Origin of the sequence: Olleya sp. HaHaR_3_96, from assembly GCF_019278545.1 — a bacterium.
In the GTDB taxonomy this organism is placed as follows: Bacteria; Bacteroidota; Bacteroidia; order Flavobacteriales; family Flavobacteriaceae; genus Olleya.
The window spans coordinates 4,308,793-4,322,472 of sequence record NZ_CP058987.1 but is presented as its reverse complement, the minus strand read 5'-3'; the positions used below and the strand labels follow the sequence as shown (position 1 = coordinate 4,322,472).

General features: G+C 33.7%; 13 protein-coding genes. 5 read left to right on the top strand and 8 right to left on the bottom strand.

Features of this window, described 5'->3' with window-relative positions; translation table 11 throughout:
* From H0I26_RS19230 to H0I26_RS19215, 4 genes are all read right to left on the bottom strand, one after another.
* The gene (locus tag H0I26_RS19230) at positions 1–1,233 is read right to left on the bottom strand and encodes a glutamate-cysteine ligase family protein (protein WP_218700441.1); all 1,233 of its coding nucleotides are present in this window, start codon (positions 1,231–1,233) and stop codon (positions 1–3) included.
* Positions 1,234–1,235: 2 nt separating this feature from the next.
* On the bottom strand, positions 1,236–2,681 hold the full coding sequence (locus H0I26_RS19225) for a RimK family protein (RefSeq protein ID WP_218700440.1): 1,446 nt from the start codon (positions 2,679–2,681) through the stop codon (positions 1,236–1,238).
* 107 nt (positions 2,682–2,788) lie between these two features.
* Positions 2,789–4,315: a carbon-nitrogen hydrolase family protein gene (locus H0I26_RS19220; RefSeq protein ID WP_218700439.1), complete on the bottom strand. Its 1,527-nt coding sequence runs from the start codon at positions 4,313–4,315 to the stop codon at positions 2,789–2,791.
* A gap of 76 nt (positions 4,316–4,391) precedes the next feature.
* Entirely contained in the window at positions 4,392–6,125 is a 1,734-nt protein-coding gene (locus H0I26_RS19215) for a M14 family metallopeptidase (RefSeq protein WP_218700438.1), read from the bottom strand.
* A gap of 96 nt (positions 6,126–6,221) precedes the next feature.
* On the opposite strand from H0I26_RS19215, the gene H0I26_RS19210 reads away from it, so the two are divergent.
* Positions 6,222–7,883, top strand: coding sequence for a SulP family inorganic anion transporter (locus H0I26_RS19210; RefSeq protein WP_218700437.1), 1,662 nt, complete (start codon positions 6,222–6,224; stop codon positions 7,881–7,883).
* 171 nt (positions 7,884–8,054) lie between these two features.
* On the opposite strand, the gene coaD is transcribed toward H0I26_RS19210, so the two are convergent.
* From coaD to H0I26_RS19195, 3 genes are read right to left on the bottom strand one after another with little or no spacing between them, the layout of a single operon-like run.
* Positions 8,055–8,513, bottom strand: a complete 459-nt coding sequence (gene coaD / locus H0I26_RS19205; RefSeq protein ID WP_218700436.1) for a pantetheine-phosphate adenylyltransferase — start codon at positions 8,511–8,513, stop codon at positions 8,055–8,057.
* Between the two features lie 10 nt (positions 8,514–8,523).
* Positions 8,524–9,132: a hypothetical protein gene (locus tag H0I26_RS19200; protein WP_218700435.1), complete on the bottom strand. Its 609-nt coding sequence runs from the start codon at positions 9,130–9,132 to the stop codon at positions 8,524–8,526.
* Between the two features lie 43 nt (positions 9,133–9,175).
* Positions 9,176–10,150 carry a D-alanine--D-alanine ligase gene (locus H0I26_RS19195; RefSeq protein WP_218700434.1) on the bottom strand — a complete coding sequence of 325 codons (975 nt, stop codon included), beginning with the start codon at positions 10,148–10,150 and terminating at the stop codon, positions 9,176–9,178.
* Between the two features lie 127 nt (positions 10,151–10,277).
* Here H0I26_RS19195 and H0I26_RS19190 point away from each other — a divergent pair, with 127 nt between their 5' ends.
* From H0I26_RS19190 to H0I26_RS19175, 4 genes are all read left to right on the top strand, one after another.
* Entirely contained in the window at positions 10,278–10,841 is a 564-nt protein-coding gene (locus tag H0I26_RS19190) for a PASTA domain-containing protein (RefSeq protein ID WP_101020610.1), read from the top strand.
* A gap of 2 nt (positions 10,842–10,843) precedes the next feature.
* On the top strand, positions 10,844–11,878 hold the full coding sequence (locus H0I26_RS19185) for an RluA family pseudouridine synthase (protein ID WP_218700433.1): 1,035 nt from the start codon (positions 10,844–10,846) through the stop codon (positions 11,876–11,878).
* A gap of 440 nt (positions 11,879–12,318) precedes the next feature.
* A complete protein-coding gene (gene yaaA / locus H0I26_RS19180) occupies positions 12,319–13,077 on the top strand; it encodes a peroxide stress protein YaaA (protein ID WP_101020606.1) in 759 nt (252 codons plus the stop codon).
* Positions 13,034–13,372: a hypothetical protein gene (locus tag H0I26_RS19175; RefSeq protein WP_101020604.1), complete on the top strand. Its 339-nt coding sequence runs from the start codon at positions 13,034–13,036 to the stop codon at positions 13,370–13,372. The genes yaaA and H0I26_RS19175 overlap by 44 nt, the downstream gene beginning before the upstream one ends.
* On the opposite strand, the gene H0I26_RS19170 is transcribed toward H0I26_RS19175, so the two are convergent.
* On the bottom strand, positions 13,362–13,499 hold the full coding sequence (locus H0I26_RS19170; RefSeq protein WP_101020602.1) for a 30S ribosomal protein THX: 138 nt from the start codon (positions 13,497–13,499) through the stop codon (positions 13,362–13,364). The two genes, H0I26_RS19175 and H0I26_RS19170, sit on opposite strands and share 11 nt — an antisense overlap.
* Positions 13,500–13,680 lie beyond the last annotated feature (181 nt).

Genomic DNA, 13,680 nt, shown 5'->3' with positions numbered 1-13,680 from the left:
TTATAAATGAGGTATGAATAACTTGTTCTCTTGTAGACAATTTGCTAGTTGTATATAAACGGTTTCTATAGGTTTTGCAGAGTCATCGTTGCTTATCGCTTGCAGAATCCTTGTAGAAAGTGTGCCATGCTTAAAAATGACTTCTAATGCTTGTTGGTACTCTTTATTGATGGTTGGTTTGACCAAATCGTATAAATGCTGCCATATGTTTTTAACAGAAGTGGTTTCGTTTAAGTCAAATAAAGACAAATACTCTAGGTCTGAGATATTATAAAATTCGCCATCTTTAATAGTGTTATTCAAAATGGCAAAAAGATCTTGTTTTAACCATTTCTTTTGCTTTTTTAGATGAACCGTTTTTCCATTTACTAAAAGTTTTAAAACTTCAATAATCAGAGTGCAAATTGCAATATCAGCTTTTGGACACTCTTGTATATCTACTAATCTTATCTCAATAGCGTTTCTGTCAAATCTAGCAATAGCACCACGACTATTTAAAAAATGATGATCGAGAATATTGTTTGTGTCGTATTTTTTAATCGCCTTTTTTATAGGGTCAAAAATAGTAACGTGGTAATCTGCTTTAGTAAAGACGCGCTCAGGAATAACTAATCCAGTCATTTCTGGAATTTCTTTTTGGTTGGTTTTATAATATTCTAACCTCGTGTCTTTAGAACCTGTAATTTTTCCATCTAATATTGGAGAGCTGGCACATAATCCAGGTATTAGAGGCAAAATAACTCTAACGGCTGCATGTAGTTTTTCAAACTCTTTATCATCATAAAAAGGAAGGTTAATGTGTGTGCTCTGTACATTACTCCAGCCATGACCTTTACAGTCAAAAATCCTATTGTACAATTCATACACTTCGCTATAACTATGTTTCCATAATTGCGTATCCTTTAAAGGATTCATTGTTGGATGACATGCTGTAGGAAGTAAGTTAGCTTGCAACGGTTTTAATAACGCATTAATTTCTAATACGTTTTTATGAAATACTTCCGCTAACGAATTTAAATCGTTAGTCGGTCCATTGGTTTTTAGTTCAACCACATGGGCAACCAACTCATTACTCCAGGCAATGGCTCCGTTTTCAATATCGGAAGTTAATTCGCCATTCTTTTTAGTTAGTAATACATCAACAATCGGTGCCACTTTAAAGCTATTAGTGTTAACCAACATGTATTCAAGCTCTATTCCATAGACCTCAAATAAGTGATACTTTTTACCCATAATTATTCCAATCTTGTTTTTAAAGCATTCAATATTTTTGTGTAGACTAGATCACCATAAAAGGCGTCTTCTACTCCAAAGTCAATGTTAGGGTTGTCATTAATTTCAATAACCATTGGTGTATTGTTTACCACTTTGATGTCAATACCATATAAACCTTTCCCCATCAGTTTAGCCGATTTTATAGCCATAGTAATAACCGTTTTTGGGACGTCTTCTATTGGTAGGGAATCTGCGTCACCATCTTGATCGTTTTTTTTATCGGCATTCCAATTATAGATTTGCCAATGTCCTTTTGCCATGTAGTATTTACAGGCATAAAAAGGCACATCGTCTATAATTCCAATGCGCCAATCGTAATCAGATGGGCAAAATTCTTGCGCAATAATTAAGTCTGATTCTTTAAGCATTTCAGAGACTAACGTATTATATTCTGCTGCTGTTTTTGCTTTTTTTACACCAAACGAAAACGTGCTATCTGGTGCTTTTAAAACACATGGTAACCCAACTTGTTCTAAAACTAACGCTCTATTCTCTTTGTGTACAATAACCGTTTTGGGCGTTGCAATATGTGCATTGTTCAAAGCCTCTGCCATATACACTTTGTTGCAACATTTTAAAATGGCTTCGGGGTAATCAATAATAGCGAGTCCTTCTTGTTGTGCTTTTCTAGCAAAAGCATAGGCTTCATTATTAACTTCTGTACTTTGTCTAATAAATAAAGCATCAAAAGACGATAGGCGACTTAAGTCTTTAGGTTCTATGATTTCGGCATAAATATTCATTTTTTCAGCAATATCAATAAACTTTTTTAAGGCTTTGGCGTTGCTTGGAGGCGCGGGGTCGTTTGGGTTAACTAAAATAGCTAAATCGAAATCTGACGTCGCTAATTTAGGTGTGTCGTAGCGTTTTTTTGCAAAATATTGATTGGCGAATACGTTGACACTTTCGATATGATCCGGAGGGATTTCGGATTCTGAAATGGCTTTAATACTTTGTATGTTCCATTTGTTGTTATGATGAAACTTAATGCGTAAAAAAGGCACTTGAAAATGTTTATAAAATAAGCTGCTTAGCTCTTTATATTTCTGAGCTACATTTTGTCCAAAATAGATGCTTAATGTAAATTCTCTTGATTTAATGCTCTTTAAACTTTGTTGGATAACATCATCAAACTCGTCCGATACAATTTTAACGAGTTTTAAAGTTTTTAAATCTACAATGTTTCTAACCGTAGGAATGGCTAAATGGCCTCTGGCTTCTGCTAATAAAGACACGTAATATCCTTTAGATTGGTAGCTGTAGTCTTTGCAAAGGTTAAATATTCTCGCTTTTTTTAAAAGTGAAAACTTAGGATTGGTAAGATAGTCTTGAGAAGAAATTACCGTAATATTCTCAATCGAAAAATGCCATTTTTCAGGTTGATTGACAACAATGTATTTGTTCATTTTATGCGATGATCGCGATATAAATTATAAGTAAAGTTATATTATTTTTAAACTGGTTTTGCAAAAAGTAAAACCAGTTTAGTTAAATTTTTAATAAATAGTAAAGCCTATTTTTTAGTCAAGCTGAAAATGTCTTTACGTCTGTCTTTTAGGTTTCTAACGCTACCAAATTGGTTTAATTCGCGTAGTAAATCTATGTCCACATCTGCAATTAAAATCATTTCTGTGTTTGCTGTAGCTTCTGCTTTTATACCATTTGCAGGGAACGCAAAATCGCAAGGCGTAAACACCATGGATTGCGCATATTGGATGTCCATGTTATGTACTTTTGGTAAGTTACCAACGCTACCCGCAATAGCAACATAACATTCGTTTTCTATAGCACGTGCTTGTGCACAATGACGGACTCTAGAATACCCGTTTTGTGTATCCGTTAAAAACGGAACAAATAATATGTCCATACCTTCATCAGCTAATAATCTGCTTAATTCAGGGAACTCAGAATCGTAGCAAATTAAAATTCCTATTTTTCCGCAATCGGTATCAAATGCCTGTAGTTTATTACCACCTTGCATCCCCCAAACTTTAGCTTCATCAGGTGTGACGTGTAATTTTTCATAACGTTCTAATGTTCCATCTCGTCTACATAAGTAACCTACGTTATATAATAGGTCGTCTTTCATCTCTGGAAAACTTCCTGTAATAATATTGATGTTGTATGAAATCGCTAATTCTGAAAATTTTTGTACAATCTCATCCGTATGTTTTGCTAATTCTCTAATAGCTTCAGACACCGGTAAATGGTTGTTGGTTGCCATTAAAGGTGCGTTAAAAAACTCAGGAAATAACGCAAAGTCAGAACGGTATCCAGATACGGCATCGACAAAATATTCGGCTTGCTGCATTAATTCTTCCAGATCCTTATACAAACGCATTTGCCACTGTATAAGGCCTAAACGGACTACTTTTTTCTTGGTAGCTGCTTTTTTAGATGGTTTTTTGTAATAAATATTATCCCATTCTAAAAGCACCGCAAATTCTCCAGAATCTTTATCCCCTTCTAAGTAGCCTTTTAAAACACGTAGTGGGTGAAAGTCATTTGATATTTGAAAGTTTAGTACGGAATCATGGATTTCCTTACGCTTCACTTTATCCATGTATTCCTTAGGCGTCATTTTGTCTTGGTGATTGTGGTAGTTTGGAATACGACCGCCAAAAACAATACCTCTTAGGTTAAGTTGTTCACTTAATTCTTTTCTATAATCATATAAACGTCTCCCTAAACGTAACCCTCTAAATTTAGGTTTTATAAAAACATCAATACCATAAAGGACATCTCCAGATTTGGTATGTGTGTTGAAAGAGTAGTTGCCTGTAATATCCTCGTAGGTGTGTTCTTCTTCGATCCTATCGTAATCTACTATTATAGATAATGCACAACCGGCAATTTGGTTGTTGATTTTAATAACAACTTGTCCTTCCGGAAACTTGTCTATTAAGGTTTTAATTTGATGTTCTCTCCAATATAAATTAGGCATAGACTTATATGCTTCTTGCATAGCCTCTTTTAACTCTTGATAATCATCCAAAGTAAGGTATGCTAATTCAATATTTTCAATGTCTTGTGGTTTCATTTTTATACTTGATATTTTAAGTAAATGTAGTATAAAAACAAATTGAAAAAACAACTCAAAAAAATATTTTTTACATTTATTTCTTCACTCTAAAAACAGGATATTGTAAGTGTGATTTTTCATAATTATTACTGTGCTTATGAAGCCAGTCTAATTGTGAGTACCAATTAGTTGCGAAATTTTTATCGTGCGATTTTTTAAGATTAAATTCTGTTTCTAGTTCAGGGTTTTTTGCCAATAATAATTCCGCTTTATCTTCCCAAACGTAGGGCGAAAATCCTTCTTTTTGTTGCAGAATTGTATCAAAGAAATTCCAGTTGAAAAATGAATCTGGAGCTTGTGGTTCTAAAGTTTCCATGAGATACCTAAACGCGGCTTGATTGGTTTCAATTAGATAATCTCCTTTTCTAAAAAGAATAGCTTCTTCTGAAGATTTTATGGAAGTATTATAATGTTGGTAATGTCCCTCGTAAGCTTTTGTTCTAGTTTCAAACGTATCAATTTTATAAGATTGTACCGTTATGGTTGTGTCCTTGGTTAACGTTTTCAGTTCTACAGTATTCAATTTTAAAAGTTCAATAACAGGCCACCAACCTTGAGGTATGATGTACGCTTTTGGAATACTAACCTCAACACTAGGCTTGAAGTAGTTTTGGTAGGCAATAGGTTTTGTAAACGGTTTGTTTATGTTGTATTTTAAACGATCGGTTTGGGTAATATTACTCGGTATTCTGTGACCTTCAAAACCTTTAAATTGTAATGTTGTGGTTTTTGTAGTATCAATTTCCCATTGTAAAGGATAAGTTGTTTTAGCTAACTGTTTTTGATTCGTCTCTAGGCGCAGTGTTTTTATTTGTTCATGGTCTTCTTCTATAATTTCTATCATAGATTTCATTAACTCATAAGTCCCTTCTACACGTTGTTTATAAGGTTTAAGCATGTGTGTTTCTACCATCATGCCTAATGTGTTAAATAATGTTGTGTATCCAGTAGAGTAGCGCGGGCTGTCCATAAATTGACTAAAGCCAGCTTTGGGAACCGTATTAAAAACATTGACATAAGGTGTGATGTCCCATTTTTTGTCAGCTAACTTATGTTCTAAATTAGGTTGCATTGTGTTGTGAAGATAGCTTCCTAATGATCCGCCTAGTTTGTTATGTTGTGTAAATAAATGAGTTAAGGTGTATTGGTAATCAGCACCATTACTAACGTGATTATCAATAAAAACGTCAGGTTGCACTAAATGAAAAATCTGTGCAAACGTCTTTGCATTTTTAGTGTCACTTTTTATAAAATCTCTGTTCAGGTCATAGTTTCTAGCATTACCTCTAAATCCATACGCTTTTGGTCCGTTTTGATTGGTTCTTGTCCCTGTGTTACGGTTTAAGCTTCCACCAACATTGTAAATAGGAATGGTTGTTAATACGGTATGTTTTGGAGCAGTGATTGTACCATTGGCAATATCTCTAAACAATAGCATTGTAGCATCAATACCATCGGATTCTCCAGGGTGAATTCCGTTATTAATTAGTAAAATGCGTTTTTCATTTCTAATGTTATTATAATTAAAGTTACCATCAGGGTTTAAGGTTACTAAGTGTAATGGTTTGCCTGAGTCTGTTGTGCCAATAGAATCTATAGTAATGGAAGGGTAGGCAGTCGCTAAGTTTTTATAAAATTGAATAGTTTGATAATAAGTAGCCGTTTCTAATCCATTAGACTTCTCAAATACTGTTTCAAAATCGAAGTCGGTTTTAGTTGCTGTTTGACATGAAACGATTAGAATAAATAGGACTATTATTTTTTTCATTACTACTGTTTTTAAAAAGGGGTTACACAAATATAATACTATAGACTTGTGATTGTTGTAATTAAACGTACTTTTGCAGCTTGAAAAATTGAAGATATGACTGAGTTTATTAGAAAAATAATACCGAATGCAAAGGATGATGTATTAGCAGGAATAACAGTGTCTCTAGCTATGATTCCAGAAGTGGTGGCATTTGCTTTTGTGGCACAAATTGATCCATTAATGGCATTATCTGGTGCGTTTATAATTGGATTAATTACCGCTATATTTGGTGGAAGACCAGGTTTAATATCTGGAGCAGCAGGAGCGGTAGCCGTTATTTTTGTAACGATGATTGCCGATGGACATACCAAAGGAATGTTGATGGATACACCTATTGAAAATATGGGGTTTTTCTATCTGATGGGTTGTGTTGTGTTAATGGGGATAATACAAATTTTAGCAGGTGTTTTTAAACTAGGACGTTTTGTGCGTTTGATTCCGCATCCAGTAATGATGGGGTTTGTAAACGGGTTGTCCATTGTGATTTTTATGGCACAAGTTAAAATGTTCTCTCATAAATCATTACAGGTTTCGGATGCAGGCGTTAAAGAATATATTAGTACGTACATGCAAGGGTCAGAGTTATATATCATGATTGGTTTAGTGTTACTAACTATGGGTATTATTTGGGGGTTACCTAAACTAACTAAAAAATTACCAGCAGCATTAACGGCTATATTGGTGACTAGTTTAATAGTTATTGGTTTTAATATGGATGTGTCTACCGTTGGATCTTATATTGTTGAAGGTGGTGGTACAGGTTTAAAAGGAGAATTTCCAACACCAAACATGGAGCTTTGGGAGAAGTTACCTTTTAATTTAGATACTTTAAAGTTTATCGCATTACCTGCGTTTTTAGCAGCATCAGTTGGATTAATAGAGTCTTTAATGACTATGAATTTAGTGGACGAGTTAACAGAGACTAGAGGTAACGGAAACAGAGAATGTGTCGCACAAGGTGCCGGAAATATTGTTTCGGGACTATTTGGTGGTACTGGTGGTTGTGGTATGATTGGTCAAACGGTTATTAATATTAATGCTGGTGGACGTGGAAGACTATCTGGTATTATGATGGCGGTAACATTATTGTCGTTTATATTATTTGCTGATCAGTTGATAGAAATGGTGCCAATTGCAGCATTAGTTGGTGTTATGTTTATGATGGTTATTGAAACATTTGCTTGGTCAAGTTTTAGAATATTAAAGAAAATACCTAAGTCTGATGCAGTGGTGCTTATTACAGTGTCTTTAGTAACAGTGTTTGTAGATTTAGCAGTTGCTGTATTTATTGGAGTCATAATTTCAGCATTAGTATTTGCATGGGAAAACGCAACAAAAATTAGAGCAAGAAAACGTATAAAAGCAGACGGAACTAAGATTTACGAAATCTGGGGACCATTATTTTTTGGGAGTATTCAAGCATTTAATGAGAAGTTTGATGCTAAAAACGATCCTGAAAAAGTGGAGATAGATTTTGTCGAATCTAGAATTAGCGACCATTCTGCTTTAGAAGCTATTTTTAATCTAGTAGAAAAGTATGAAAAAGAAGGAAAGCAAATCCGTTTAAAGCATTTAAGCGAAGATTGTAAAGTACTACTATATAAATCTAGTCCGAAGTTTAGAGAAGTGGTTGTGGAGGATATCGATGATCCTAGATACCATTTAGCCGCTAATCCAGAGGAGTTTCCTAAACCTTTGTCAGAATATAAGTTTTAGGCTTTGAATAGGCAAAAGGCAAAAGGCAAAAGTTAAAAGGGATAAGGCAGAAGTAAAAAGGCAAAAGAGATAGTCTTTAACCAAAAAAAAGCATCATGATTTAAATCGTGATGCTTTTTTTAGTTTTGCCTAATGCCTAATGCCTAATGCCTAATGCCTAATGCCTAATGCCTATTGTTTTGTCCTAACACTATCGGGTACTAAAACCGTGTAGTCTCCATTGTTTCTAATAACTTCTCTAACAATAGAAGAAGAGATATAACTTGTTCTGGCAGCAGTTAGCAAAAACACGGTTTCAATTTTAGAAAGCTTACGGTTGGTATGTGCAATTGCTTTTTCGAATTCGAAATCAGCAGGATTACGCAAACCACGTAAAATAAATTGGGCATCTACAACTTTACAAAAATCGATAGTTAAGCCTTTATAGGTTACAATTTTTACTTTTGGTTCGTCCTTAAAAGTATCTTCTAAAAAACGCTTTCTTTCTTCTAAAGAAAACATATATTTTTTTTCAGAATTGACACCAATAGCAACAATAACTTCGTCAAAAAGTTTGATGCCTCGTTTAATGATATCGTAATGACCTAATGTAATCGGATCAAAAGATCCTGGAAAAAGTGCGCGTCTCATAGTTTGTTTTTTAGTCTCTGTCAACATCGTAAATGGTTTTTTTTGCAAAAAGAGATTTTATTTCTGCTTTTGAATAACCATCAAATTCTGTAGTATAATTTTCAGGTTTGTCTAATTTGTAGGTCTTTGATTTTTTGTCAATAGACACGTCATTGTAAATCACAAAAATACTGTCGGCAGTAACTTTGTTAATCTTCATTGTGCTGTAATATCCTTTTTGAGGTGTTTCTAAAGCGTAGACATCTCCCACCGCAGGATCTTCTATGTAGCGTTTTTCGTTTTCGGCATTCTGCTTACCAGAATACATTAAAAAAGCAATAATAACAGCTAAAACAGCTAAGCCACTAAAATACCAAATAGGATATTTAACATCCGCTTTTTCGAGATTAAACTTTTCCCTAACCTGATTAGGAAGCGTTTTTAATTTATAAGTTTTTTTGCAACTAGCACACTCTAATATATTTTCTTTTCCTATTGGAAACATCGGGATCCAATATAAATAAGCATATTTTCCAAAAATAGCATAATGCATGGTGCGTCCATCTTCACAATTGGGACATTTAATATTATTAAGCGTACCGTCTTTTAGCTTGGTTGCTTTGCTGCCGTAAAAAATCATGTTAGTTTTGGTTTGTTTTGGTTAGTATTTAAATGTAGGCTTTTTATTTTAAAGCTTCTTCAATAGCGCTACTAAATAGGTCTTCCATAGTTATGCCATCAGCTTTAGCTTGTTGCGGTAAAATACTAGCGGTTGTTAATCCAGGAATGGTATTCATTTCTAATAAATGTGGCTCGCCATCTTTAAATATAAACTCACTTCTAGAAAATCCTTTCATTTTTAAAACCTCATATACCTTTTTTGCAACGGTATTGACCTGTTCTTCTTGTGTTTTTGTTAATCTAGCAGGCGTAATTTCTTGAGATTTACCTAAATATTTGGCTTCGTAGTCAAAAAAATCGTTCTCGCTTACAATTTCTGTAATGGGTAACACCTTAGTTTCACCTTTATAAGTAATCACACCTACGGATACTTCTACACCATCTAAAAACGATTCGATTATAATCTCATCATCTTCTTTAAACGCAACGTCAATAGCCTGTTGTAAATCTTCTTTTTTATGCACTTTACTAATCCCAAAACTACTACCGGCTTTATTTGCTTTTACAAAACAAGGCAGGCCTACTTTGGCAACAATTTCAGTTTCATTAATAACATCTCCAAGATTAAGATAATAACTCTCAGCGGTTAAAATTCCGTAAGGTTTTAAAACACTTAAACAGTCTCTTTTATTAAAGGTTAAACCCGCTTGATACATGTCACAGCTAGTTTGTGGCATATTTATTAAGGCAAAGTAACCTTGCATAAAACCATCTTCTCCAGGACTACCATGTATGGCGTTAAAGACGCAATCAAACGTTGTTTTTGTGTCATTTATAACAACGGAGAAATCATTTTTATCTATAGTAAATTCGGTGTCGTTATCATCAATATACACCCATTTATCTTTAAAAATATGAACACGAAAAGCATTATATTTTGTGTTGTCCAAATTTTGATAAACAACGTTTCCGCTGTTAAGAGAGATCTTATATTCGCTAGAATAACCTCCCATTATTATGGCAATGTTTTTTTTCATTTAAATCAAAATTATTTCAGATATTCAATAAACCATTAAAATATTCGTTTTGTAAAAATATCATTTATTTTATTCCGAAGATAAAACCTTTTAGTTTTTATATATTTGCCTACAAAAAAATAGTTAAATGAGTGTAATCAGTTTTCTTAAAAGTAAAGCGTTTTTTAAACAATTAGCAATAGCGGTAGTCGCAATGGTTGTTATCGTGTTTTTGATGCTTAAGTGGTTGGATATAACGACTAATAATGGCAAGTTTGAAACCGTTCCAGATTTGACAGGAAAATCTATTAAAGTAGCAGAGATTGAGCTAAAACAAAACAATTTGGTAATGCAAATACAAGACTCGGCTAATTTTAACCCTAATTACCCAAAGTTTTCTGTTATAGAGCAGGACCCAAAAGTAAATGCACAAGTAAAAGAAAACCGTAAAATATATATCACCTTAAATCCCTCTGGATACCGTAAGATAGCAGTGCCTGATTTGCGTCAAAAAAGTTTTAGACAAGCAAAACCAATGATAGAAGCTTTAGGCTTTAAAGTTGGAAAAACAACTTACATCGATAATATAGGAAAAGACATGGTCTTAAGCCTCCGTTATAAAGGCAATGTTTTAGACCCCAATACAAAACTACCAAAAACATCAGTAATTGATGTAGTTTTGGGTAACGGTAATCGTCCAGGAGGTAATTAATTATGAACGACTATACACCAGAATTACCCGAAGAAGAAGGAACGTTATACGAGCATCACTCGTTTGTAGCCGACAAAGGTCAAAAACCATTACGAATAGATAAATGGTTGATGAACAAAATCGAAAATGCGACACGTAACAAAATCCAAGATGCTGCCAAAAATGGAAGCATATTTGTAAACGAGACTCCAGTAAAATCTAATTACAAAGTTAAGCCAGACGATGCTATTGCAGTCCGTCTAGCGTATCCACCACACGAAAATCTTTTAATAGGCGAGGACCTACCTTTGGACGTTGTGTATGAAGACGACCAATTATTAGTCGTTAACAAACCAGCAGGTATGGTTGTGCATCCAGGACACGGTAATTATTCTGGGACATTGATAAATGCATTAATATTTCATTTTGATAACTTACCAAATAACTCTAGTGATCGTCCAGGATTAGTCCACAGGATAGATAAAGATACCTCAGGATTGTTAGTTGTTGCCAAAACAGAAGGTGCTATGGCACATCTGTCAGCACAATTTAAAGCCAAAACTAGCGAACGTGAATACGTAGCCATAGTTTGGGGGAATATGGATGAGGAAGAAGGGACAATAGAAGGGAATATTGGTCGTCACCCAAAAAATAGACTACAAAACACCGTGTTTTTTGACGATGATGCAGATAAAGGTAAACCGGCCGTAACACACTATAAAGTGATAGAGCGTTTAGGTTATGTGACCTTAGTCAGTTGTAAGTTAGAAACTGGACGTACGCATCAGATCCGTGTGCACATGAAATACATTGGACATACTTTGTTTAATGACGAACGTTATGGCGGAAATCTAATTTTAAAAGGAACCACATTTACAAAATACAAACAATTTGTAGATAACTGTTTTAAAGTATTACCACGTCAAGCCTTACATGCAAAAACCTTAGGGTTTGTGCATCCAACAACAAATAAATTTATGAGCTTTGAGTCTCCAATTCCAGAAGATATAGCAAACTGTATCGAAAAATGGAGAGGGTATTCAAAACACATGGAATAATACACATAAGTAATTTGGGCGTTACCTTTATCCTGAATATAGTTCAGGACAAAGGTCGCGCTTTCACTACTCGCTCTCTGCGAGGAGCTCAGACAGACCGTTCAATCCCTAACGCAAGTCTGTTGTCCATAGTAAAATCAAATTTAGATATCTAAAATTACTATAGTTTCAGCGTTAATAACCACCATACAATTCGTAATTTCGTGATAAGTTAAACGACTGTAAAAGTCATTAATAACGTATTTGAAATGCTGAGAGATGAAGAAAAATCAAAATTTATAAAGAACTAAATTTCGGATTATACATCTCAAGTCATATTTGAAGCAAAAGCTTACTAATTTTGGTGTTTTTATTTTTTTTAATTGATGACACCACTAATAATAATGGTGGCGTTTGTATCAAATAAACAAATACGTAAATTGAATTAAATAGAAACTATTATGAAACTAGTCATATCTCCAGCAAAATCATTAGATTTTGAATCTAAATTGCCAACAACAAAAGCGACAGAATCTTTATTTTTAGAACAATCTAAAAAGTTAAATACGGTATTAAAAAAGCAAACACCGCAAGACTTATCTAAATTGATGAGTATTAGTGATAAATTAGCACAGTTAAATTACCAGCGTAATCAAGACTGGACATTACCATTTACAAAAGACAATGCAAGACCGGCCATCTACTCGTTTAACGGAGATGTTTATAAAGGATTAGATGCTTACAATATTCCGGATGATAAGTTAGAGTTGACTCAAAACACAGTAAGGATTTTATCAGGGCTTTATGGGGTATTAAAACCATTGGATTTAATACAGCCTTACCGATTAGAAATGGGAACAAAGCTAACTGTAGGAAGCAATAAAAATTTATATGAGTTTTGGAAAAAAGATATTGTAAAAGCTTTAAATGAAGCGCTTGAAGAGGACGAGTTATTTTTAAATTTAGCCTCTAACGAGTATTTTAAAGCTGTAGATACCAAAGCACTTAAAGTACCAGTAGTGACGGCTAATTTTAAAGAGTTTAAAAATGGTAAGCTAAAAATAATATCTTTCTATGCTAAGGAAGCTCGTGGTTTAATGGCTAAATATGTCATTGATACCAACGCAAAAACAATAGACGATTTAAAACAATTTAATTATAATAACTATCAATTTGATGGAAACCTCTCAACCGAAAAAGACTTGGTCTTTACAAGATAATAAGCGTACAGAAGATCAACGAAATCAATTTAAAGCCACAGGAAAAACAAAAAAGAACAAAAACGTCATGTATTTGTTCTCAGTAATAGGTGTGTTGTTAGCAGTTAGCTTTTTATTGCCAATGTTATACGATGAGGTCGTATCTGTTTGTATTACAGATACGTTTTGCCTTAACTCGCAGCACGATGTGATTTTATATCCATTATATATCTTTTGCACTATTGTGATCTTGATTTTAGCGATCTATGGTGCTTACGTAATGGGAAAAAAAATTGGGGATAGGTTTAAGGTCTAACCGCCCCTTTTTTATCAATATCGATTTTAGTTTCTGGTCTTACTTGCTTTTTAATTCGTGGACGTCTCACTCCAAAAGTTCCTCTATTAATTTTTCCACGTCTCGATTTTTTATCTCCTTTACCCATAGTTTTTGATTGTTTTAATTTCCACGTCAGTGAAAAATAGCAGTTAAAATTACTTTTTTATAAGTTAACTAAAACACTGTTTTTAAACAAGATTAAAATCCTAAAATTGTTATAAATCTTTTTAATATATAATTTTCAGTGTCTATAAGTGTAAAGTATGCTGTTAGCTTTAAATAGCGAT